The organism is Priestia sp. 179-F W1.4 NHS, assembly GCF_045369295.1.
GTDB lineage: Bacteria > Bacillota > Bacilli > Bacillales > Bacillaceae_H > Priestia > Priestia zanthoxyli.
The window spans coordinates 366326-390118 of record NZ_JBIQFF010000003.1 but is presented as its reverse complement, the minus strand read 5'-3'; the positions used below and the strand labels follow the sequence as shown (position 1 = coordinate 390118).

The window sequence follows — 23793 nt, the reverse complement described above, 5'->3', positions numbered from 1 at the left end:
TTTCGATTTTCAATTTCTATTGTATCTATTGTAGGAGAAAAATATGAATTCGTCTTGAAATTTGCTTCACGCTCATAAAAAAAAGCAAATGCTAAGGCGCGTTTGCTTTTTCTTTTTCTTATTTTGCTTCGTGTATTTCTTTCACACGCTTATCGCTCGGCAACAGCCATGTTAACAGCCCTAGGATTGGTAAATAGCTGCAAAACAGCATAATAAACTGAAGGCTGAAGACATCGGCTAATTTACCGAATACAACAGCTCCTAAAGCTCCCATCCCAAAAGCAAGCCCTACAATTAAGCCGGAAACCAAGCCAATTTTTCCCGGCATCAGCTCTTGAGCATAGACGACCGTGACGCTGAAACTTGACTGAAGAATAAAGCCGACTAGTATTAAAAAAGGCGCTGCGACTCCGAGAGAAACGTGAGGGAGTAATAAAGTAAACGGTACTGACCCTAACATAGAAAACAATAAAATATTTCGTTTTCCGAAACGATCGGCAAGCGGACCTCCAAAGAATGTTCCAAACACCCCTGCAATCATAAATAAAAAAACGTAAAGCTGAGCGCTTTTGATAGGCAAATTAAATTTTTCAATAATATAAAACTGAAAGAAATTAAGGATGCCTGCTCCGTACCATGAACGTGCAAAAACAAGAAAAATTAAAAGTCCAATCGCAAAAATAATTTGCTTGTTCATCGTAAATGAAGCATCTGACTGCTTTTTCTTCAAGCGTTGACGAGTAGCTAACTCTGATTTATACCATTTAGAGACGCTGTATAGAACCACTACGCCGATACCTGCAATTAACGTAAACCAAATTGTTCCAAACTGACCAAGTCCGATAAAGATAAATGCCGTAAACAGCGGAGCCATCGACTGTCCAGTATTCCCGCCAACTTGATAAATAGACTGTGCCAGCCCCCGCTTTCCTCCTGCTGCCATATACGCTACGCGAGAACCTTCCGGGTGAAAAATAGCAGATCCGAATCCTACAAATAAAACAGATATAATCACAAAATAAAAATTTGGCGCTAAAGCGAGTCCAACCATACCAATCATGCTTAAACACATTGCAATTGGCAATAAAAACGGCGAGGGACGCTTATCGGCAAATACGCCGAATACCGGCTGCATAATCGATGACGTCATGTTTAAAGCAAAGGCAATCCAGCCGATTTGCGTGTAGTTTAAATTCATCGATTTTTCAAGGACTGGAAAAAGTGCCGGTATAACAGACTGCATACAATCATTTAGAAAATGTCCTAAACTAATAGCAAATAAAATACGGTAAATCGTCGCCGGCTGCGCTTGCTGCGTTCGTGCTGCTGCTTGCATTCATAACCCTTCTTTCTTATTTAATCTACATTAAAACTGTTAAAGTCTTACAATGTCTTTTTCTATTATACAGTGAAAAGTAAGATTATAGTTGTTTTCTTTTTTATAAAAAAGGGAAAATTGCCTGTGAGGTGAGAACAGTGAAAAAACATGTGCATATGATTGTAGACGGACGCGTTCAAGGGGTTGGGTTCCGTCACTACACGCAGCTAAAAGCAATGGAATGCTCCATTAACGGATGGGTACGAAATCGAGACGATCAAAAAGTAGAAATTGATGCTGAAGGTGAAGAAAGTAATATCCAAAAATTTATTGAAGAAATTAAAAAAGGTCCCTCGCCGTTCGCTTCTGTCAGCAATGTGGAAGTAAAGGTAGTAAACACCCCTTCCCACACCCATTCTTTTCGCGTAAAGTACAGTTAAAATACTCGCTAAATTAAGATAATTTTTGATAAAATGGAAAAGTAAGCGATTTTATATCATCTACATATAAGGGGGAAAAAACGATGGTTGAAAACAAAATTGTGTTAATTACAGGTGCAGCTCAAGGTATTGGTTATCAAATTGGTGAGCGCTTTGCTGAAGACGGAGCGACTGTTGTCTTAACTGACTTGAATGAAGACGGAGTTAAGAAAGCAGCAGACAAATTGAAGACAAAAGGCTACGAAGCATTAGGCATTAAAGCAGATGTGACAAATGAAAGTGACATTGAACAAATGATTGCTCAAACGGTTGAAACATATGGCCGCCTTGATGTATTAATTAACAATGCTGGCATGCAATTTGTTTCCCCGCTCGAAGAATTTCCTACTGAAAAATTTGAACTTTTAACGAAAATTATGCTTGTTGCACCTTTTGTTGCGACTAAGCATGCGTTTCCCATTATGAAAAAGCAAAAATTCGGCCGCATTTTGAACATGTCTTCCATTAACGGATTGATTGGTTTCTCAGGAAAAGCGGCATACAACAGTGCTAAGCACGGCGTGATTGGCTTAACGAAAGTGGCTGCTCTTGAAGGTGCGGAGCACGGCATTACGGTAAATGCGATTTGCCCTGGTTATGTTGATACACCACTTGTTCAAAATCAATTAAAAGATTTAGCACGTACGCGAAATGTAGCGCTTGAAAAAGTACTAGAAGAAGTTATTTATCCTCTTGTTCCTCAAAAACGCTTGCTGGCAGTTGATGAAATTGCAGACTACGCAATGTTTTTAGCAAGTGATTTAGCAAAAGGCGTCACCGGCCAAGCTGCTGTGATCGATGGAGGATATACGGCTCAATAAAAAAAGAGTGTCAGTTAGACTGGCACTCTTTTTTTATTTATTGAATTTCAAATTCTCCTAAAGAACCGGTCGTCTGACCTGCTTTCACTGCTTCTGCGTATAAATAATACGTTCCCGCTGGAAGAGCTTCACCATTAATTTTTCCGTCCCACGTTGCGCTAGAGAATCCTTTTCCTACATTCGTATACGAACTTAACAATTCCCCTTTTTCTAGCGTTGCATCGTAAATGTAATAGCTAAGCTTCTCTGCTCCTCCTGGTAAATAACTGCCGTATTCAAACGAGCCATTTCCTAGTACATCTACATACGCAGAAGTAACGCGAGGATAATCCGGCTCTTTTACAAATAAGATCGTTGGAACATCGTACGTTTCTTTATTATTACTTACCGTAATTGTGCCTTCGTAATAGCCAGGAGATAATTTCCCTGCATCTACTTTTACATTGAGATTTACTTTTTGCGTTTTTCCTGCATTAACAACTAAATCGTTTGTTGATTTAACGTCAATTGCTTGATGGCTTTTCTTAAATTTCACTTTGACCGAGTATTTTTGACTGTGATTTGATAGATTTTTAATCTTAAAGCTTTGTTTTTCTACTTGTTTCCCTTTATCTTTATAAAAGACGCCGTACGAGTGACTTCCTGGGGTAATAAGCGTTTTTGCTTTAATTGCATCTACTACGCGCATGCTTCCTGCACCCTGCGTATTATGAGGGTAAATGAGCCCATTGCGGTCACGAAGCAGTTCCGTTGTGTTCATTAAAGATGCTTTTACGTCTTCTACTTTATAATTGGGATGCGCCTGTAAAATTAACGCTGCTGCTCCTGCTACGTGCGGTGCAGCCATGCTTGTTCCTTGTTTTGATCCATATCCATGAGGATTGCTTGGATCATCTGTTGGCACTGTGCTGATAATATCGACTCCCGGTGCCGAAATGTCCGGCTTAATCATCCACGTATCCACAACCGGTCCGCGAGATGAAAAGTCAGCCATTGTTTCATCGACTGTCTGATTAAAGGTTGCAGTAAAAGAGCCTGTGACGGATCCTTTTGCTAAAGAAGCTATCAAAGCTTGTCCATCGGCTTTCGATAGGCGAATACTCGGCAGGGATGTACCTGGAATATCAGGGATTGTTCCTTCTACGTTGTTGTAAATGACCGTTGCAACAGCGCCGGCTTTTTTCGCATTGTCAACTTTATCTACAAACGCAATGTCACCGCGGGAAATAACCGCTACTTTTCCTTTTACATCCTTTCCTTCAAAGTCTTCTGGTTTTCCAAGTCCGACAGGTACAAATTCATAATCTTTACCGCTTGCATCCAGTAACGCCTTGTCATTTGGAAAGCCCATTACTTCAGCTGAAGCATAGCTTGCGTTATCTACGGTTAATGTCGTTTTATACAAATTGTAAGGAAGCTGAGTCGCACCAACTGAAATAGCTTCACGAGACGTTCCCGGAGAGCCTACTGTCCAGTTAGCTGGTCCACTGTTTCCATTTGATGTAACGGCTACTACTCCTTCTTCCATTGCCCAATCTAATGCAATACTCGTTGCCAAGTCCGGATTATTAATCGTATCTCCAAGCGACAGGTTCATTACATCCGCCCCGTCTTCTACCGCACGTTCAATGCCGGCAATCACGTCTTCTGTTGAACCCGTTCCTCCTGGACCTAATACACGATACGCAAGTAAATGAGCATCAGGAGCTATCCCTTTAATTTTCCCGTCCGCTGCAATTGTTCCCGCTACGTGCGTACCGTGCGTTGTCGCTTCGCCTTTTGGATCTCCAGCCGGCGTTTCTTGAGGGTCTTTGTCATCATCAACAAAATCCCATCCTTTATATTTCTCAAACGCCGACTTTAAATCCGGGTGGTCGTAATCAACGCCTGTATCGATAACAGCTACGGTCATATTTTTACCCGTATATCCTGATTTCCACGCTTGATCTGCTCCCACGTAGTAAATGCTTTTATCCATTTCAGAACCGTATTCTTCGGCGCTCACTTCTTTCGATTTCACTTCTGTTGTATGATATTCAACGCTTGGATAAATAGCTTTTACTCCAGGTAAACTTGCTACTTTTTCAAGGTCATTAGCCGGAAGTTCCGCTGAAAACCCGGAAAACACTTGGTCGTATTCTCGCTTTACTTTTGAAGTTTTAGAAGCTTTTGAAAGTTCTTTTTTCACTTCGTCACGCGCTTTTTTAATCTTTCCTTTACTTTGCGCTACTCCTTTTTTCTTTGCTTCCGCTACAGACTCTTCATTTAACTCCACAATAACTTTTACTTTTTTAGCCGATTTTAAGTTATAGTCTCCTTGAATTTTAACTAGTGACGGTTCCAGCGCCGGCTTTGAATTTCCATTAGCCGATGCTCCCATTGCAAAAGAAGATAAAGCAACCGAAAATGCTACTGTACTCAATACAGCCCGAATTGATACTTTTTTCATCGTTTTTCCCTCTCCATTTCTCTCTATAATTCGTACGACTATGTATGTCTTCATCCCCAAAACATACGCATCTTTTACTTAGCTAATGAGCTAAAAACTAGAATAGTATGGAAGTTCTATATATTACTATAAAATCCTTGAGTCTATGGAATCATTATATATATTTCTCCAAACTGAGCACTACTGCTCAAAAAAGGAAGAATTTTGTCTGTTCTTTGCTTTTTCAACACTTTTTTATTCCTAAAATTATGAAGGAATTAGATGAATATACAAGAATACTGGCGATTTTCTGTTAATTTAGCTATTTCGATGAGGGACTCATTCCTACTTTCTCTTCGTTTACTTATAAGGTTTTTTTATTATTTTAAGAAAATTGTTCTTATAAGCGTTTTTTATTTTATTAATTATTATTTAGAACATAGTTTAATTAAATATTAAATATCACATTTAATTAAATGAAATTTTTAAAAATTAAGAATAATAAAAGTAGTTCGTGCAGATACTAACGTCAACGCTCGCAAAAAGGGAGGTATGATTATGATAGATTTAAATTTCATCCTACTCATCCTTGATCTTCTTTCATCGCTTGTCACGATTGGCATCTACTTTACAACTAAGTAAATGCTTAACCTTCTCTTTACTCTTCTAGCGTATGTACTTAAGCTATCACAAAAAAGAAGCAAGCCAATTTTTACTGGCTTGCTTCGACTATATAATAAAGTAGTTAGAGTGAAAGGGATTTATCCGCGTCTTCCGCCTCTGCCACCTCGTTTTGATTCAGTGCTGCGTTTTAGTGTAGATAAATTATCTTCACTATCTTTTAAGAAACGCGCCATTTTTTGTTCGAAGTTTTCCTTTGGTTGGAAGTTGCTTTTAGAACGATTATCATTATTTCTTGCCTGACGTGGCGGGCGTTGTGAATAAGAAGATGAGGGTCTTTCCGGTTTATCTATCGCTTTTTTAATCGATAATCCAATTTTTCCGTCTTTCTCATTAACGACTTTCACTTCAATTTCTTGACCAACTTTAAGATGGTCATTAATGTCTTTTACATAGCTGTCAGCTACCTCACTAATATGTACAAGCCCAGTTTGACCTCCAGGTAATTCTACAAATGCTCCAAAATTAGTAATACCTGTTACTTTACCTTGTACCTTGCTACCTACTTCAACTGCCATAAAAAATGTTCCTCCTCAATAATATTAAAAGCACTTCATTATACCAAAGTGCGTAAGAATAACAAAGTGTGTATGAGAAAACAATTTGTTAAATTACACTTTTTCCGCCACTTTTTTGTTTTATGAAAGAAATCAGTCAAAATAATGCCCATATTAGATCTCTAATATGGGCATTTCTCTCATTTCCTCCACCATTCATCAAACATGCTAGCCGGTAACTGACGCTTATGTTCAGTAATACGATAGCGCTGTTCAATTTTTTCAGCGGCTTCTTGTGATACTTCTTTTCCTTCCAAATAATCGTCTAGTTCATCATAAGAAATTCCTAGTTCCGTTTCATCAGATTGACCAGGACTATTATCTAATAAGTCAGCTGTTGGTACTTTTTCGTACAATCGTTTATCTGCACCTAATTCTTTTAGCAATGCTTTCCCTTGACGTTTTGTTAATCCCGTTAGAGGCAGCACGTCTGCTCCGCCATCTCCGTATTTTGTAAAAAAGCCTGTTACTGCTTCTGCTGCATGATCGGTTCCGATAACTAAAAGGCCGTTTTCTCCTCCGATTGCATACTGTACAATCATACGCGTACGTGCTTTGACATTTCCTTTATGAAAATCAGACAGTGCTATATCTGTAGAACCTGTAAACGAACTTTCAAATGCTTCCACCGTGTTTTTAATATTAAATGTATATGTTTCATTAGGTTTAATAAATTCTAGTGACGCCTTCGCATCCGCTTCATCATGCTGCGTGCCATGAGGCAAGCGAACGGCTATAAATTTTGCTTCATATTCTTCTTTTCGCAATTCGTCTACAGCAATCTGCGCTAATCGTCCAGCTAAACTAGAGTCCTGCCCTCCGCTTATACCTAATACAAAGCCTTTTGCATTTGCTGACTTTAGGTAGTTTTTCAAAAAATCAACGCGGGCACGAATTTCTTGTGCTGGATCAATTTCAGATTTCACATGTAGCTCTTTTCTTATTTTTTCTTGCATGTCTGACATGATACATGCTCTCCTTCCATTATATGTAGATTTCTTACTGATACAATCCATGTTTTTTACTATAAAAATAACAGAGATCAGGCATTAAATATCGTGGTTCTCCGCCCCTGGCAAATTCTTGACGAATATAAGTAGAGCTGATTTCCATTGCTAGCCCCTTATCAAGAAGCTGAAACCGGCCGTCGTCATAATTTCGAAGCAAAGGAGAATGACTAATAGCTTTCAACATGTCTATTCCCTCTCTTGCCATGATGATAAACTGGTTTTCACTAATAAGTTCATCTGCTTTCTTCCACTTGCCCTCACCAATATCTTGCAGTAAGTCGGCTCCCATAATAAAAAATAAGTCAGCGTGTGGGAGCAATTTTTTAAAGTGCTCCATAGTGTAGTATGTGTAATGATAGCCGGGCAATACGTCTAGCTCATACGTATCGAGCAAAAATTTCGGGTTGTCTTTAATCGCTAAGCTAACCATATTTACACGGTGTTCATCGGACGTTTGAAGCTTTTTATCTGTCCGTTTGTGCGATGAAGGCAAGAAGATAATAGCATCTAACTTCTTTCGATGCGCAACCGTTGATGCCGTCCAAAGATGAACGTTGGTAACCGGATCAAAAGAAGAACCATAAATCCCAATTTTCGCTCCTTTTTCTAAAAGCGTATCTATTTTCTTATCAGGGTTTAGCTGTTGAAAATAAGCAAGCGTATCTGACATGTCTCCAGCTCCCTACTATTTTTTATTTAGGGCTTCCGCTACTTTTTGTTTTACGTACGCAATTTGACGCGTTTTATTTTCCCAACACTTTTCGCTTAAATCTACTGGATATTCTTCTGGATTGCGCGTGCGCTTATATTCATCCCAAAGCAGCTCTAAATTATCTTTTACGTACTGCTGAATTTCCTGAAGTTCTTCTGTTTCATACACAAGCTTTCCGTTTACAAAGATATCATGATGAAGTTCTTTTGCCTCAAAATTTGTGACGAATTTACTGATAAACGTATGAACAGGGTGGAACATTTTTAAACGCTCTTCGCTTTGAGGGTCTTCGTCTTCCATCGTAATATAATCCCCTTCAGATTTCCCATTCAAATTATTAATAATACGATATACGCGCTTTAACCCTGGTGTACTGACTTTTTCAGGATTCGCACTAATTTTAATTGTATCCATCATCTCGCCATTTTCTCCTTCAATAGAGACGAGTTTATACACTGCTCCAAGCGCTGGCTGATCATATGCAGTAATGAGCTTCGTACCAATTCCCCACATGTCTATCTGTGCACCTTGCGACTTTAAATGCATAATCGTATCTTCATCTAAATCGTTGGAAGCAACAATTTTTGTCTCTGTAAACCCTGCTTCATCCAACATTTGACGAGCTTTTTTAGACAAATAAGTTAAATCGCCGCTGTCTAAACGAATCGCCGTAAAATTAATTTTGTCTCCTAATTCTTTTGCTACTTTAATCGCATTGGGAACTCCTGATTTTAAGGTGTCGTACGTATCAACTAGAAACACACAGTTTTTATGGCGACGAGCGTATTTATGAAATGCAATATATTCATCTTTATAAGCTTGCACCATTGCATGGGCATGCGTTCCTGCAACTGGAATTCCAAATTTCTTTCCTGCACGCACGTTAGAAGTAGCACCAAATCCGCCAATATAGGCTGCTCTTGTTCCCCAAATAGCAGCATCCATTTCTTGAGCGCGTCGCGTTCCAAACTCCATTGCCACTTGATCTCCTACTACATGTTTGATTCGGGCCGCTTTTGTTGCAATCAGCGTTTGGTAATTCACAATATTTAATATCGCTGTTTCTACAAGCTGAGCTTCAATTAACGGTGCCTCTACACGTAAAATTGGTTCATTATGAAACACAAGCTCACCTTCACGCATACATCGAATTGTCCCAGTGAATGTAAGGTCTTTTAAGTAAGCTAAATAATCTTCTTTAAAACCTAATTCTTCGTGCAAGTACGTTAAATCAGATTCGCTAAATTTAAATGCTTTAATATATTCAATAATTCTTTCTAATCCAGCAAAAACAGCATACCCATTTCCAAAAGGAAGTTTGCGGAAAAAAACTTCAAAAACAGCCTTCTTTTGATGAATGTTATCTTCCCAATACGTTTCTCCCATATTAATTTGATATAGATCGGTGTGTAGCATTACGCTGTCATCTGTAAACATATTCATTGATTTCCTCCACTTTTATGTCCTTAAATAATTTCTGCTCCGAGGCAAGATTTAAAGTGTTCGAGCGCCCACTCATGGCCTTTTTGATTAAAGCTCGCTACGGCTTTTTCATAAATATAAATAGTAAATCCTTTATTATAGGCATCTACTGCTGTATGAAGTACACAGATATCCGTACATACACCTGCTAAGTAGACATCGGTAATCTGTCTTTCTCGCAGTTTAATCTCCAGATCTGTTCCAGCAAATGCGCTGTATCTCGTTTTATTTATCCATTCTACATTTGCCTTTGATTGATACACATTATATAAATTATTTAACTTTCCGTATAGCTTCCTTCCTGCAGAACCTTCAATGTTATGAGGCGGAAACAGCGCTGATTCTGGATGCAAGGAATCATTTTCTTTATGAAAATCAATGGCAAACACGACATACTCGTCTTGCTCAATAAATTGACGCGTGATATCGCTTATAGATGTTTCAATGTGTCGCCCTGGTTCTCCGCATGTCAAAGCCCCGTTTTCAGCTACAAAATCATTGGTATAATCAATGTTAATCAGTGCTTTTTTCATTATGTTTCCCCCTCATAAATAAAAATTAACAGTTAACATATTGTTAATTATTTGAATTGAAAGTTTTTTCTTTTAATAGCGTGCTGTATAGATTGGCTTCATCACATTCATCTCAACAAACCGGTAGAGCTTTGTTGGCTTTTTAGACGTTCTCGTCGTTGTTTTTCCGTCTACTTCTTCAATGAATGGCAGCATTCTTATTTTTCGTGCAAACGCCTGATCACTTTTAATTGCCGCATCATCCGTTACGGTAAGCAGCACAGCCTGCAGTTCAGAGTATGTAAACTGAGAAGGCAGAAACTTCTGAGCAATAGTCGTTTGCAATAAATCTTTCTTAATTTCCTTGATTGCATCTCGAATGATGATTTCATGATCAAAAGCTAAAGGCAATGAAAAGATTTCATCTATTTTAAATAATTCAACTCGAGCAGCATCATCATTCGCTTTTCGTTTTATTAAACTATCTTCTGGGACAATTGCATAATGTGCGTTTGTGATGACCCATCCCCTATCGTCTCTTCCGGGCTCATCATAGACACCATAGTGTTTTAAATGGATATCGTTCACGCCCGTTTCTTCTTCGAGCTCTCTTTTAGCCGCTTCAAAAGCTGATTCATCAGGATGGACAAATCCGCCGGGAAGCGCCCACTTTCCTGCTTCGCTGTTCTTTTCTCCCTCCGCGTTTAGCATTGCTCGCTGGATAAGCATTAATTTTAAATTCATTTTAGGTGGTTTGTATGGTTCTTTTTCTTCCGTCACAATCGTAAATACAGCAATATCTGAGGTATAGCCATAGGGTTTAGGGTATTCTTTTTTCATTTGATTCGTCATTGCTTTTTTGTTCGACATTCAGCATTTCTCCTGATCACTCTTTTTACAATTAACAATATGATTAATGTTAATTATATTTGTTTTATGGAAAATGTCAATACTTTTCCCACTAATTATAAAGAGAAGGTAATTTATGTTGTAAATAACGTTATGTTTCGTATTTTTTAAAGTTTATATGCATAAAAAGCCGAGTGAAGAAGTTCTCATTCCCCCTCTTCCCTCAGCTTTTTTCCCTTTTAATTAACGTGCTGCTAAACCAATCATCATTTTACCGTCTTTAAAATATTCAATGACATAGTCAACAGACGGACAGTAAATAAACGCTTCTTCTGTAAGATCAGCTGTTTGTTGGAAAAACGTTAGAGCCTGAGCTAAATCGACGCTTACGGCTTTAGTTGCTCGTTTCCAAAATAAAACAACCTGATGTTCTTTTATATTCATCTCTTGAAGCCATTTTTTGATTTCTTCAATATGCCGGGCGGACTTTTTAATTAATACTTTTCTCCAATTAATTTGCATGATTGTTAAAAAAGGAAAGGTGTTTGAAAGTTTTTCGAAGTAAATGCTTGTCTGCTTTTTCGTTAGCAAATCTGCACTGTTACCCAATGTTTGAATATAATGTTCTACTTTTGTCATAATCATCCTCCAGTCGAAATTGGAGTTTGCTAGAATTTTCAGAGACGTTCTCTACTCTTCTTGCTAAAAATCCTGCAGCTTTCCAACCGTGCTTTTTCTCAACAATGTTTAAATTCCACCTTTTTATACAAATTATTCAAAATAATTCGTGTATTTTAGTTTACCATAAAACTTAATCTTTGACTTTGTTTATGTAAAACCTTATTTGTGTTTCGACCAAAGAACGAATTCCATAGAAGAAAAGCTATAAAAAAGTTGACATTAACATTTATAAAAGTTAATATACTTACTAAAAGTAACTTAATTGCATATAACAAACAAGGTGAAGAAAATGAACTATCAAACAGATGTGTGTATAATAGGAGCCGGACCAGGCGGTGCTCTACTAGCCTATCTACTGGCTAAACAAAATATATCAACTATACTGATAGAGAGATCTGATAAGCTTGGAAAAGAATTTCGAGGCGAACATTTAAATAAAGATGGAGAAATGATTCTTAAAAAACATCATATATTTGAAGAAATTGAAAGCTTAGGCCTCCTTCGAATGTCTAGGGTCGAATACTGGAAAGATGGACATGTATTCAAAACGATAGAATCTGAACTTGGACATGCAGGAATTCATGTTCCACAGCAGCATCTTCTTCAGTCTATAGATAGCCGAGCAAGCAGCCATCCCTCCTACAAACTTATGCTGGGCACAAAAGTAACGGAGCTAACGCAAAATGAAAAAGGACAATATACTGGAATAAAAGCTCAGCAAAAAGGCCGGGGTGAAATAATAGTTGAAAGTAAAATCATTATTGGAGCAGATGGTCGATATTCAACTGTTCGCAAACTTGCGCACATAAAAAACAATATTCATAATCATGGATACGATTTGCTTTGGGCGAAAATTCCTGCACCTGCCAATTGGGAGCCTTCTATTAAATTTGCACTTGTGAAACAGCAGCAGGTAGCGCTTTTTTCTCAAGCAAAAGGCTTTGTTCAAATCGGATGGAATATTGAAAAAGGCAGCTATCTTGCTCTTCGAAAACAATCGTTTAAACCGTTTATTCAGCGTTTAATAGAGGCTTTCCCTAGCTTAAACCTTTCAATTGAAAGGTTTATTAAGTCGTGGTCAGACTTTACGCTTCTTTCTGTGCAAAGCAGCATAAGCGAAGTGTGGTCAAAACATCACCTGCTATTGTTAGGTGATGCTGCTCATACGATGACTCCTACTGGCGCTTTTGGATTAAACGAGTCATTAAAAGATGCTGACTTACTGTCTGACTTACTGCATCAAGTTTTTTATCAAAACAAAGAGATTTCAGAAGCATTGAGACAGTTTGAACAAAAAAGAAAGCCAAAATTAATAACTCTTGAACGTATTCAGTTTCAGCGAGAAAAAGAATTCCCGTCTCATTTTATTTCTTCTTAAGTCAACAAAAAAGAGATTCCATTTATCTATGGAATCTCTTTTTTGCAATCATGATTTTTTAGCAGTTGTGCTATGTAAGTTCTCTTTTATGTATATTCCGCAAAGCTAATCTTGCTTTGCCCGCTGCCATTTTTGAAATTCAAGAAATTGTTTAAACTGCTCTTTGCTTATTCCTGACTCCGCTGCTTCTTTTGCTAACTCAAGCCACTCATTATCAATATCCAACGATTCAGATTTACCCATAGGCTCATGAATCAATCTATCAATACTCACGTTCAATGAGGTAGAAATTTTGTTTAGAAATTGAATAGATGGGTTGAGCTGAATTCCTCTTTCTACTGAAGATATGTACGATTTAGCAACACCCGCTCGGTTTGCAAGTTCTGTTAGCGATATTCCCTGTTTCATTCTAAGATCTCGAATACGTTGACCAATTGTCATTTTAATCACCCTTACTAATGCTTACTTATCGATAATAATACCATAATTTCACTTTACCGTGCATTATAAATAAACGTTCTTACCATAAAGGGGTGATTATACATCTAAAAAAGGGTGATTATGCATCTAGTGAAAATAGCTTGAGACTGGTTATAAAGGTTATCTATACTTGAGAACGATTTATTCCCTTATCATTGTGTTGGCTAAGCATTTGAACTAATCCTTTGTAAAAATTGTCTAACTTCCTCGATGCTTATACCTGTTTCTTTTGCTTCCATTATGAGCATAACCCATTCTAAGTCTAACGCATTTTCATCTTTAAAATTCATAATTCGCTTCCTTTCTTCTTTTTCCGAAATTGAGAACGTTTTCTTTTTGCTGTTTTTGGGCATTCTCCCTTATTTTTCACTATGGTTTTACAGTATAATGGATATTACTAGAACATTAGAAATTTTACATTTGCTAAAAAGAACCAATTTTTTTGAAATTTTTGTCTATTTCTATCATAATGATTTTACCGTTACACAAACGCTACAGTTAGACACTAGGAGGATTGCTTTTATGCCTTTTCTGCATACGGCGACAGAAAAAATTTACTATGAAATTCATTCGCCCGTGTTCACTGACAAGACAGAAACCGTTGTGATGGTTCATTCTTGTGTCACTGATCATACGCTTTTTGATTCTATTACTGCGGAATTAACCCAGCATTACCGTGTTATTCAATACGATTTGAGAGAGACAGGAAATAGCGCCTCTGCTACAGGGGAATTATCGTTTGAGGCTCATATTGAAGATCTTTTTCTCTTATTACATACGTTACACATAAAGAAATGTTACTTAGTTGGAGTAGGATTTGGAGGACAAATCGCTGTTAAATTTGCCGCCCGTTATGAATTTCTTATTGAAGGACTGATACTACTGTCTCTTCCTTTTTATTCAGATAGCACCATTCAAAAGATTAAGAGATGTTACAACGAAGAAAACAAAAATCAAATACCGGTAGATAAAATCCTTGAATTAGGCAAACTGGAAAATCTCGAATATACAAACATACAGGAGGTAATTGAAAGACTCAAACAAATGGATCCCAATGTATATTTCCGTTTCGTTAAACTTTCTACTACAGCCAGTCTATTTCAAGAGCTGAGCAGCATTTCACTTCCTGTACTCACTTTATCTGGTCAAAATGATTTGCTGTTTTCATCTCAGTATCTGATTTCAAAAACGATGTTTTTAAAAAACTACAGTCATATGACCATACCTAACGCACACTCTTTATTTCTAATAAAAGAAAAAACAGCTTTATTCAGAGAAATTGTCATAGATTTTATTAAAAATAATACATCTCAGCTGCCTTCTTTAAAGAATGATCCTATGAAAATACTTAAAAACTGGGAAAGTGATACGGCTATAGACATACAAAAAGAATTCCATGCCCACACACCCTCTCTTAAAGTAGATTTCTTATACTCTTTTTCCGTCTATGTAAATGGTCAGCTTATTACAGAAGGCTGGAATAAGCGCTTTGCTCAAGAAATTTTACTATATCTTATTTTTCATCATTCTATCAGCAGGGAACAGCTATGCGAAGCGCTGTGGCCCGAAATGCCTTTAAGCAACGCCAAAAAGAATTTACGCGTCTACTTGTCTCATTTAAAAAAATTATTGAACGCAGAAAATTCAGAGCCGGTTTTACTTGTTAACAGGCAGCTCATTTCTTTAAATGCCGATGTGTCAAGCGATGGATTAGATTTACTAACTGACCTTCAGTGGATAACCGAACAGTCTGACCCGTCTCTGAAATTCAAGGAAGCTGAACAGCGCCTGCATCAATTAGTTCCTCATTATTTAACAACGATTTATGACGACTGGTTCCTTGATATCCGAGTGAAAATAGAGATTATTCTTCTTGATCTATTAATCTGGATGAAAGAATGGCTTTGTGAGAATGGAAAAGTTTCGAAAGCCGTATTTTTACTCGTTAAATTTATTGATTTAGTAGAAGAAAAAGAATTCATTTATGATGAAATTATCGATTGCTATATCAAGCTCGATAACAATGAAAAATCAGAGTACTGGCTCGATCAAAAAATGCGGTATTTAGTTGAATAAAAAGGATGTGAATGTATGAATTCTTACTGTGAGAGGGTGTTTAACCAAATACAAGTTAATATTCGTTCTGTAACGACAATCATTAATGACGTTACAGAAGAAGAGCTTGCTTATCGTCCCCTCCCTCACAAACGGTCTATTCAAGAGCTGCTGCAGCATTTATGTCTCATTTGTACTGCAGACTATCATATTTCCTTAGGCTACTCTGCAGATAAAATGAATGACTTTTATCTGCAGCACCCATCTTACACAAAGCTTGAACTCAAAGCAGCTTTAATAGATGGTTTTAACCAGCTAAAAGCAGCCTACTCTTCTTTTGACGAACGATAGCTATTTTCACCGCAGACATCCTATTGGGGATGTACGTATACGCACTTTGAATGGCTGCTTGAAATTCAGTCTCATTTATATCATCACCGTGCAGAACTATATACACTTCTAACCTGTTACCGCAGAAACGGACTCGATGTAGTGCTTTTTGAGTGATATAATTTTTCACTCTCTATATTTTCGTAGTTTTTTAGAGGCCTAAAGAAAGCTTCTTTTATTTATTTACCATTTTTCATCCATTATGAAATATAATTTGTATATAGAAAGCATTAAAAGAAAATGAGGTTGGCTTATGAAAGAAACAATTGTTGCAGCTTTAAAGAAAATTGAAGAAGATTTCGACGTAAAGATATTATACGCTTGTGAATCTGGAAGTAGAGCATGGGACTTTCCATCTAAAGATAGCGATTATGATGTTAGATTTATTTATGTTCATAAGAGAAATAAATATTTAAGCATTGACCCAATCGGTGTAGGTAAAAAGCGAGATGTAATAGAGCTACCTATTAATGACCTGTTAGATGTTAGCGGCTGGGACTTAACTAAGACATTAAAACTTTTTAGAAAATCAAACCCACCTTTACTAGAATGGATGCAATCAAACATTGTATATTACAAGGCGTATTCAACATTTGATAAAATGCAAGAACTACATTCTAACATCTTTACTCCTACTTCTTGTATATACCACTATTTAAATATGGCTAGAAATAACTTTAGAGAGTATTTACAAGGTGACGAAGTAAAAATCAAAAAATATTTTTATGTTTTAAGACCCTTGTTAGCTGCTAAGTGGATTGAGCAATATAATGAATTTCCTCCGCTAGAATTTCCTATTCTCTTAGAGAAACTGTTACCAGAAGGAGAATTAAAAGAAGAGGTTAGTAAGCTGTTAAAGCGTAAAATTAGTGGTGATGAGTTAGATTTAGAACCACGCATCAATGTTATCAATGAATTTTTAAACTTAGAAATTGACCGTTTAGACAAATACGTCAGAACTTTATCCGTAGAATTAGATGACCCTACATATGAATTAGATCAATTGTTTAGAGATACTTTAGACGAAGTTTGGAACTAAGTATAAGATAAAAAGGCTTATCCCTAATGCAAGTAGCAGCGGATAAGCCTTTTATCTATATCTATTAAAGCGGTATATTATTATTCGTGTTTTTTGTTTCATTCAAATAGTTCTCCACATATATTTGTTCTGCATCTGTAGCATTTTTAATTCCCTCCTCCGGACTAAATTCAATGTTTCTCCTTATTGCTACACGATCTGCAATGTAACCCATTGCTAACAAAAACACTATACATCCGCCTGCCCATAGCCACATTGTCATTTTAATACCCCCTTTTTCTTCTTTAGTTCACCTAGCGTCGCGTAATACAGCATATATCCTCCGCAGGATAAAAGCCCTCCAACAAGTAAAATGGCAAGTTTTTTAATGACTATCCCCTCCACATTCTTTTAAACAAAACAGAGCTAACAGATAATTCGACTTTATGTTAAACGTTTTTCCGCAAAAAGGAATTTAAATTAACATTCCCTATACTTACTATACGTTATAGCACGAAGAAAAGTTTCAGAAAATCACATCAATAATTTCCAAGTTGATTTTCAACAAATTTGATTATAATTTTTCATGTTTTATCCTAAATAATTTCAAAAATACAAATTTACTGCTACCAATTTATCTACAAAGCATTCGAGGCTTTACGCCGCTTCAATCAGATCTACTATTATTTCCAGGTGCATTAATTATGACGCAACAAGCTACGGAACACCTCGATAAAGCAATAACAACTCCGACTATAGATGGTAGTAACGATGCATTCTTATTTGCTACATTATTAGGTCTGGTTGCACTTTTACTCTCTTTCTTCTTGCTCACACCTAAGATTAATAGAGAGAAATAACAAAAAGCCGTTTCTTTGGTTAAGAAACGGCTTTTTATTTTAATAAACAATTGTATTTAGAGCATATATTTTACATTTGGATATCATATTTAGATTCAAATGCAGACACTTTTTCTTTAGCATCTAAAAATTGTGTTTCAGCAGCTTTTGTGTTTTCTTCTAAAGTTGATTTATCCTTACCACTTTCTTTTTGCAGAACTTCTAGCATTTCAACTTGCTTATTTAATGACGAAGTTACGCTAGTGATTGCGGAATTCAATTGATTATATTCTTCAGTACTAAAGCTAGCTTTATATTTCTCCAACTCTTCCTTAATAAGCTTTATTCTTTTCATAGGCATCCCTTGTATAGACTTAATAGCCTCAGTTGCGTCTGCATCAATTTTTTCATAATCGTAGCTATCTGCATTAAAATCTTTGTCTAACTCAATCGTGTTTACTGCATTAAAGTGCTGAGTAATATCGGCTTTAGTTAATACAATATGCATATGAGTACCTATTGCGGCCTCGTACACATCTGCTGCCGAACCGTAACGCTTTTGAGCTTTCATTGCTTGGTCATTACTTAAATGGTCTATCTCAGTTTTTAAGTCTTTTACGCGTTTGTCTAGTTCACCATCGTCACCTTGAAGAATATTCTTGCTTTCAATTGACTTTGCTAGTATGTTAAAGTCTGCTTCAAAAACAAGATAATCATCAGATTCCATATATCCTTTTGCTTTTGTATATTCTTCATACTCACTCTCTAATTTAGAGAGTTTTTGTTCGAGTTTTTTCTGCTCTTTCCCCATTTGTTTCTGCTCTTGCTTAGCAGATCCTGGTTTTTGTTCTTCTTTCGTTGATCCACAAGCTACTAAACTAATAGATAGCAAAGATGCTACAAGCCCTAGGCCGATTCTTCTTAATTTTTTCATTTGTTTCTCCTTTTTTTGGTATGTAGTTTTTTCACCTAACAAGGATAGCATATATTATGTACTCCAAAAGAACGATTTTAGTAAAATTATCAAGTTTTCTATAGATGAACCATTAAAAGCAACAATATTTTATCTGTTAGTAGCAGCTTTAAAAAATCTCTTATCCTCAGTTTTACGAACAATTGCTTAATTATTAGACCTTTTATCTGACGCGCAACGAAACTAATTAGAAAAAAAGTAAAAACCGTTTCACTGTTTAGAAAACGGTTATTTACTTTAACATTTAATTCTATACTTAGAGTTAATTTGATATTTCACCCCTTATTTCTGATTTAAAATAATAAATTTGTAATCTTTTTAGCGGGTTTACTTGTTTTTTAAAAATATAAATTAACCATTTTCTTCATAAAAATAGTACTATTTTCAAAAGGAATCTTTTGTTTCTCCTGAGAATAGTACTACACTATATTAAATAACCTTTATTTTTGTTTTAATTGTATAATATGTATCTGCTATGAGTCCTACTACAAGTCCGCTAATCATCCCGTACGGTAATACACCTGGTACATTTTGATAAAAAGTGCCGATTAACATTGCAGCTAGGATGCCGAAAAGTACGCCTATCACAATATGCGAACCAAACTTCACCTGTTTTGCGGTATACATTCTTCCTCCTCCTCACTTTTTTTCCATTATATCACAACAGTATCGTTTATTTAATGATAACTGAGCGAGGAATGCGAATGTAATAAAACTGTAACCTTATATAACTATTTTAGTATTACTCTTTTGGCGAATAAAATGTCATATGAGGCTTTTCTTCTTGGTAATACGCTAAACGGTCTTGAAGCGTACCAGTATGAAATTCAAATTTATGACCGTCAGGATCCGTAAAATAAATAGATTTTTTGTCTCTCTCGTCACGATTTCTTCCAGGTAAGATATTTACATTATGCTGTTTTAACAGCTCTTTTGCTTCGTCAAAACTTTCAATGGAAATAGAAAATGCTAAATGAGTATACGAATACTGAATTTCTGATCTAGGAATATCTTTTTCTTCGTTTAACGCGAGCCACATTCCATTTAGACTAAAGTAAGCGGTGGACTTTCCTTTTACTAAAAGTTCCGCCCCTAACACTTTTTGATAAAATATGATGGACCGTTCTAAATTTGACACAGAAAAGCATATATGATTAATTCCTTGAATCATCTTTACCCCTCGCTTTCTATTATATAACTTTTCTTTTAGCGCCTATTTTACTGAAAAAACATACTTTTTGCCATGTAAAGAGCTACTCCCCAAATCATACATGCAGAAGCCTTATTGACCCAAATCATTATTTTCCCATTTGAATCCATTTCCCCTACTGCTTTTCCGGCAAAAGCTAAGGATAAAAACCATATCCACGAAACGGATATCGTAACGAGCGTAAAAATCCATTTTTCTTTTCCGCTGTACAGTAGAGAATTTGTTCCGATTACACCCATAATATCCATCAGCGCGTGAGGATTTAGCAGAGATACAGAAGCAGCAAATAAAATTTGTGCTTTCACCGTCATCCCTTCCTTTACTGACGTTTTTGAAGGTTCGCTCTTCCACGTCACAAAGCCCATATACGCTAAAAAAAGAAAACCTATCCCAAAAATAAGCGCTTGAAAAAATGAAAAAGTAGCGGCTACTGCTGAAACTCCCAGCACTGCTACTAGAATTAAAATCGTATCACAAACAGAAGCCGTTACCACTACAGGAAGCGCCTGTTTGATCGTTCGTTGATTTGCTCCTTGGTTAAAAACAAACACATTTTGTACTCCTAAAGGTAAAATTAAACCGAATGCTAACAATAAAGCATGTATAACCACTGTAAACATGTTATTCTCTCCTTTCTCTTTTATCCTACAATTGACATCCCTTGTTGTCTCCATCCAAATTTTGATTTATAATACCAACCAAATTATAAAAAGGTGGTCTCGCATGAACTGGACTCCAAATCCGGCTGATAAAAAGCCAATGCACAAACAAATTCAAGAGTATATGAAAGAGAAAATCATAAATGGAGAGTGGCCTATTGGAACGAAAATTCCTTCTCAGCGCCATTTAGCTGCTAGCTTTTCTGTAAATAGAAGCACGGTGGTGACGGCAACCGAAAACTTAATTGCTGAAGGACTGCTCAGCGGAAACAAAGGAGGCGGCACCAAGGTCATCAACAATACGTGGAGCTTACTAGCATCAGGTTCTCAGATGAACTGGAATTCGTATGTAGAAGCAGGAATATACCAACCAAATTCTCCGACTATCCGCCATATTAACGAAGCTGAATTTCAACGGGGCATTATTCGTTTAGGAACTGGAGAGTTAGCACCTGACCTGCTTCCTTCCCATCATCTTGCGGAACTATTTAGCGGAATTAACCATAGAAGCGTACACTTGGGCTACGAGCACCCAAGAGGAAATGATGAACTTCGACAAGAGTTAGTGAAGCATGTAAAAAAACGAGGCATTGAAACGTCTCCTTCATCTATTTTAATAGTATCCGGTTCACTTCAAGCCCTTCAGTTGATTTCAATCGGCCTGCTGCCTCCAGGTGCCAATATATTAGCTGAAAAGCCTTCTTATCTTTATTCTCTACCGTTATTTCAGTCCGCACAAATGAAACTAACGGGCGTTTCATTAGACGAAGAAGGAATGCATTTAACTTCATTAAAAGACCAGCACGAAAAAGAAAAAGGCACAGCTTTATATACAATACCGAACTTTCATAACCCCACCAATGTAACGATGAGTGAACAAAGGCGCCAAGAGCTGCTTCGCCAGTGTGAAAGAATGCATTTGCCGATTATTGAAGATGATGCTTACGGAGAGCTTTGGTTCCATTCACCGCCTCCGCTTTCATTAAAAGCTCGAGATAAAAATGGAATGGTTCTTTATTTAGGAACGTTCTCTAAAACATTTAGTCCGGGATTTCGAATTGGATGGATTGTAGGGCCTGAACATGTAATTGAGCGATTGGCCGACCTTAAAATGCAAGTTGACTACGGAGCCAGTTCCTTATCTCAATGGGCCGCTGCTGAAGCTCTAAAAACCGGAATTTATGACAAGTACGTTGCCAGCGTACGCTATAAATTAAAAGAAAAATCTCAGCAAACGCAGGCTATTTTAGAGAAGTATTTAAAAAGTCTTGCTACGTGGAATACTCCGAGCGGAGGTTTTTATTTTTGGCTGACGCTGCATAAGCCTGTTTCGATGCGGAAATTATTTAAGCACTGTCTCGACGAAGGAGTTCTTTTAAATCCAGGCGCATTGTATGACCATGAAACGTCACAGCATATCAGAATATCCTTTTCTTATGCGACGCTTGCAGAATTTGAATACGGCATCAAAATAGTCGCAAAAAGCCTTAAGAATCTTTACAAGTGATTCTTAGGGCTTTCTTGTGTTAGGCGGCAGCTTTATCGAAAAAGTGAGCTTATTATGCTGACGCTCTGCTCGTATTTCTCCTTGATGCAGCTGAATAATTTGTTTTGCAATAGCCAGCCCTAAACCTGAACCATTTACGTTCGTTCTTGATTCATCACCTCGATAAAATCGATCAAATAACTTTTCCACCTCAAGTTTTTCACTGATGTTAATGCTGTTACTAAAGGAAATTACCAACGAATCCTCATCAATTTCCTGATTCACCTCTATTACGGAAGGCTTTTCGCTGTACTTCTTGGCATTTTCGAGCAAGTTTTGAAAGACTCTTACCATTTTTTCTACATCAATAAATGCATGCCATTCACAAGCAAAGTTAGTCTGAATTTCAATGCCTTCTCTTGTTAAAATTGGCTCGTACTCTCCTATTACCTGTTGAAGCAAACGTTTCATGTCAATTTCATTTCTCTGAAGCTGAAAATCCGGACTCGTTAATTTTGTATAGTCAAACAACTCATCTATTAAATCCGTTAAATAATTTGCTTTTGAATCCACAATATATAAGTAGTTATCTAATGTTTGATCATCCATACTTTCTCTTTTTTTGATTAAATCGAGGTACCCCACAATGGAAGTTAAAGGCGTACGCAAATCGTGAGACACACTTGATATTAGCTCATTTTTCAATTGCTCCAGCTCTCGTTCACGATCAAACTTTGTACGAAGCTGCGCAGACATCTTGTTAATGTTTTGACTTAATTCAGCCAGCTCATCTTTTCCTCGTACATGGATGGTTGCGCCTAAATCTCCATTTGAGATTTTTTGAACTTGTTTAGAGATTTCTTTCAGATAACGAATATGGGAACGAATAAGTGCTAAAAAAACAAAAACAAAGACCACAACGGCGATAAAGAAAAGTCCAAACGCTAATACATTATATGCAGGGACATTCATTTTCTCTTCTTGTATATACCTGCTCAAAACAAGCCTAGCAATTAAAATAAAAATTAAATTGGTAGCCAAAAAACTTATAATGATAGCAAAAAGAAGCTTTACACTTATTCTTCTCATATCCTATATCCTACGCCCCATATGGTTTTAATATAAATGGGCTTTTTCGGATTACCCTCAATTTTTTCACGAATTTTTGTGATATGGACCATTACAGTATTATCCGATTTAAACGCGTCTTCTTGCCACACGGCTTCATATATTTTCCCCATGCTCATCACTGTTCCTTTGTTGCGTGCCAGCAGCTCTAAAATATCAAACTCTTTTGGCGTTAAACGAATCTCTTGGCCGCGCACAAATACAAGGCGGGTGCTTCGGTTAATTTCCAAATCGCCAATTTGAATAACGTCACGCTCAGCGCGTTCATTGTATTTTTTATAGCGTCTAATTTGTGATTTGACTCGTGCGATGAGTTCGAGTGGGTTAAATGGTTTTGTTAAGTAATCATCTGCGCCTGCTGTTAGACCAGAAATTTTGTCCATATCTTCTGACTTCGCCGAAAGCATAATAATGGGCATGTTTTTTTCTTCACGTATTTTAAAAGCAGCGTCGATTCCATTCATCTGCGGCATCATGATATCTAATATAATTAAATCTACTTCTTGTTCCTCTAAAAGCGCTAATCCAGATACAGCATTAGAAACTTTCAGCGTTTCAAATCCTTCATTTTCTAAGTAAATAGCAATTAAATTACGAATTTGCTCATCGTCATCTATAATTAAAATTCTGTCTTTCATTTACAAACT

25 protein-coding genes and 1 pseudogene are annotated in these 23793 nt (G+C 36.8%); 8 read left to right on the top strand and 18 right to left on the bottom strand.

From position 1 onward, the window contains the following. Positions 1-118 precede the first annotated feature (118 nt). On the bottom strand, positions 119-1336 hold the full coding sequence (locus ACH0CI_RS17205; protein WP_406901946.1) for an MFS transporter: 1218 nt from the start codon (positions 1334-1336) through the stop codon (positions 119-121). A gap of 140 nt (positions 1337-1476) precedes the next feature. Here ACH0CI_RS17205 and ACH0CI_RS17200 point away from each other — a divergent pair, with 140 nt between their 5' ends. Beyond that, positions 1477-1758: an acylphosphatase gene (locus tag ACH0CI_RS17200; protein ID WP_013083031.1), complete on the top strand. Its 282-nt coding sequence runs from the start codon at positions 1477-1479 to the stop codon at positions 1756-1758. An 83-nt stretch (positions 1759-1841) separates the two neighbouring features. Beyond that, positions 1842-2618: a 3-hydroxybutyrate dehydrogenase gene (locus tag ACH0CI_RS17195; protein ID WP_013056911.1), complete on the top strand. Its 777-nt coding sequence runs from the start codon at positions 1842-1844 to the stop codon at positions 2616-2618. Between the two features lie 37 nt (positions 2619-2655). On the opposite strand, the gene ACH0CI_RS17190 is transcribed toward ACH0CI_RS17195, so the two are convergent. The 8 genes from ACH0CI_RS17190 to ACH0CI_RS17155 form a co-directional block, all read right to left on the bottom strand. Then, positions 2656-5067 (bottom strand): S8 family serine peptidase, encoded by a 2412-nt coding sequence (locus ACH0CI_RS17190; RefSeq protein WP_406901945.1) that lies wholly within the window; start codon positions 5065-5067, stop codon positions 2656-2658. 740 nt (positions 5068-5807) lie between these two features. Further along, on the bottom strand, positions 5808-6245 hold the full coding sequence (locus tag ACH0CI_RS17185) for a S1 domain-containing RNA-binding protein (RefSeq protein WP_013056909.1): 438 nt from the start codon (positions 6243-6245) through the stop codon (positions 5808-5810). Between the two features lie 179 nt (positions 6246-6424). Continuing rightward, positions 6425-7249: an ammonia-dependent NAD(+) synthetase gene (gene nadE, locus ACH0CI_RS17180; RefSeq protein WP_406901944.1), complete on the bottom strand. Its 825-nt coding sequence runs from the start codon at positions 7247-7249 to the stop codon at positions 6425-6427. A gap of 34 nt (positions 7250-7283) precedes the next feature. Next, a complete protein-coding gene (gene nadD, locus ACH0CI_RS17175) occupies positions 7284-7964 on the bottom strand; it encodes a nicotinate (nicotinamide) nucleotide adenylyltransferase (RefSeq protein WP_098627175.1) in 681 nt (226 codons plus the stop codon). 15 nt (positions 7965-7979) lie between these two features. After that, positions 7980-9449 carry a nicotinate phosphoribosyltransferase gene (locus tag ACH0CI_RS17170; RefSeq protein ID WP_028413473.1) on the bottom strand — a complete coding sequence of 490 codons (1470 nt, stop codon included), beginning with the start codon at positions 9447-9449 and terminating at the stop codon, positions 7980-7982. 23 nt (positions 9450-9472) lie between these two features. After that, positions 9473-10021 (bottom strand): cysteine hydrolase family protein, encoded by a 549-nt coding sequence (locus tag ACH0CI_RS17165; protein WP_406901943.1) that lies wholly within the window; start codon positions 10019-10021, stop codon positions 9473-9475. Positions 10022-10093: 72 nt separating this feature from the next. After that, positions 10094-10870 carry an NUDIX domain-containing protein gene (locus ACH0CI_RS17160; protein ID WP_028413475.1) on the bottom strand — a complete coding sequence of 259 codons (777 nt, stop codon included), beginning with the start codon at positions 10868-10870 and terminating at the stop codon, positions 10094-10096. A gap of 222 nt (positions 10871-11092) precedes the next feature. After that, positions 11093-11488, bottom strand: a complete 396-nt coding sequence (locus ACH0CI_RS17155; RefSeq protein WP_014460246.1) for a CDI toxin immunity protein — start codon at positions 11486-11488, stop codon at positions 11093-11095. 331 nt (positions 11489-11819) lie between these two features. Between ACH0CI_RS17155 and ACH0CI_RS17150 the strand changes: the two genes are divergently transcribed. Beyond that, positions 11820-12908 carry an FAD-dependent monooxygenase gene (locus tag ACH0CI_RS17150; protein ID WP_335708145.1) on the top strand — a complete coding sequence of 363 codons (1089 nt, stop codon included), beginning with the start codon at positions 11820-11822 and terminating at the stop codon, positions 12906-12908. Between the two features lie 105 nt (positions 12909-13013). Here the strand turns inward: ACH0CI_RS17150 and ACH0CI_RS17145 are convergent, their stop codons facing one another. Both ACH0CI_RS17145 and ACH0CI_RS17140 read right to left on the bottom strand, forming a co-directional pair. Further along, a complete protein-coding gene (locus ACH0CI_RS17145; protein WP_335708146.1) occupies positions 13014-13349 on the bottom strand; it encodes a helix-turn-helix domain-containing protein in 336 nt (111 codons plus the stop codon). A 203-nt stretch (positions 13350-13552) separates the two neighbouring features. Further along, positions 13553-13678 (bottom strand): anti-repressor SinI family protein, encoded by a 126-nt coding sequence (locus tag ACH0CI_RS17140; RefSeq protein WP_335708147.1) that lies wholly within the window; start codon positions 13676-13678, stop codon positions 13553-13555. 232 nt (positions 13679-13910) lie between these two features. On the opposite strand from ACH0CI_RS17140, the gene ACH0CI_RS17135 reads away from it, so the two are divergent. The 3 genes from ACH0CI_RS17135 (at position 13911) to ACH0CI_RS17125 (ending at position 16872) form a co-directional block, all read left to right on the top strand. Further along, positions 13911-15464, top strand: coding sequence for an alpha/beta hydrolase (locus ACH0CI_RS17135; protein ID WP_406901942.1), 1554 nt, complete (start codon positions 13911-13913; stop codon positions 15462-15464). A 15-nt stretch (positions 15465-15479) separates the two neighbouring features. Then, entirely contained in the window at positions 15480-15794 is a 315-nt protein-coding gene (locus ACH0CI_RS17130; protein ID WP_406901941.1) for a hypothetical protein, read from the top strand. Positions 15795-16086: 292 nt separating this feature from the next. Beyond that, positions 16087-16872 (top strand): nucleotidyltransferase domain-containing protein, encoded by a 786-nt coding sequence (locus tag ACH0CI_RS17125; RefSeq protein ID WP_406901940.1) that lies wholly within the window; start codon positions 16087-16089, stop codon positions 16870-16872. 64 nt (positions 16873-16936) lie between these two features. Here the strand turns inward: ACH0CI_RS17125 and ACH0CI_RS17120 are convergent, their stop codons facing one another. Beyond that, positions 16937-17134, bottom strand: coding sequence for a hypothetical protein (locus ACH0CI_RS17120; protein WP_406901939.1), 198 nt, complete (start codon positions 17132-17134; stop codon positions 16937-16939). Positions 17135-17555: 421 nt separating this feature from the next. Between ACH0CI_RS17120 and ACH0CI_RS17115 the strand changes: the two genes are divergently transcribed. Next, positions 17556-17711 (top strand): hypothetical protein, encoded by a 156-nt coding sequence (locus ACH0CI_RS17115; protein WP_406901938.1) that lies wholly within the window; start codon positions 17556-17558, stop codon positions 17709-17711. Positions 17712-17781: 70 nt separating this feature from the next. On the opposite strand, the gene ACH0CI_RS17110 is transcribed toward ACH0CI_RS17115, so the two are convergent. From ACH0CI_RS17110 to ACH0CI_RS17095, 4 genes are all read right to left on the bottom strand, one after another. Then, positions 17782-18624 (bottom strand): hypothetical protein, encoded by an 843-nt coding sequence (locus ACH0CI_RS17110; RefSeq protein ID WP_406901937.1) that lies wholly within the window; start codon positions 18622-18624, stop codon positions 17782-17784. A gap of 468 nt (positions 18625-19092) precedes the next feature. Then, positions 19093-19290, bottom strand: a complete 198-nt coding sequence (locus ACH0CI_RS17105; protein ID WP_335707309.1) for a hypothetical protein — start codon at positions 19288-19290, stop codon at positions 19093-19095. Positions 19291-19405: 115 nt separating this feature from the next. Next, positions 19406-19834 carry a metallothiol transferase FosB gene (gene fosB / locus ACH0CI_RS17100; RefSeq protein WP_335707308.1) on the bottom strand — a complete coding sequence of 143 codons (429 nt, stop codon included), beginning with the start codon at positions 19832-19834 and terminating at the stop codon, positions 19406-19408. A 47-nt stretch (positions 19835-19881) separates the two neighbouring features. Beyond that, positions 19882-20493, bottom strand: coding sequence for a LysE/ArgO family amino acid transporter (locus ACH0CI_RS17095; RefSeq protein WP_034265797.1), 612 nt, complete (start codon positions 20491-20493; stop codon positions 19882-19884). A 103-nt stretch (positions 20494-20596) separates the two neighbouring features. Between ACH0CI_RS17095 and ACH0CI_RS17090 the strand changes: the two genes are divergently transcribed. Beyond that, complete coding sequence (locus ACH0CI_RS17090; protein ID WP_335707306.1) at positions 20597-22039, top strand: aminotransferase-like domain-containing protein; 1443 nt, start codon at positions 20597-20599, stop codon at positions 22037-22039. Here the strand turns inward: ACH0CI_RS17090 and ACH0CI_RS17085 are convergent. Both ACH0CI_RS17085 and ACH0CI_RS17080 read right to left on the bottom strand, forming a co-directional pair. Then, a pseudogene (locus ACH0CI_RS17085) lies at positions 22030-23107 on the bottom strand (HAMP domain-containing sensor histidine kinase). The gene ACH0CI_RS17090 and the pseudogene ACH0CI_RS17085 sit on opposite strands and share 10 nt — an antisense overlap. Continuing rightward, positions 23104-23784: a response regulator transcription factor gene (locus tag ACH0CI_RS17080; RefSeq protein ID WP_116738221.1), complete on the bottom strand. Its 681-nt coding sequence runs from the start codon at positions 23782-23784 to the stop codon at positions 23104-23106. The pseudogene ACH0CI_RS17085 and the gene ACH0CI_RS17080 overlap by 4 nt, the downstream one beginning before the upstream one ends. Positions 23785-23793 lie beyond the last annotated feature (9 nt).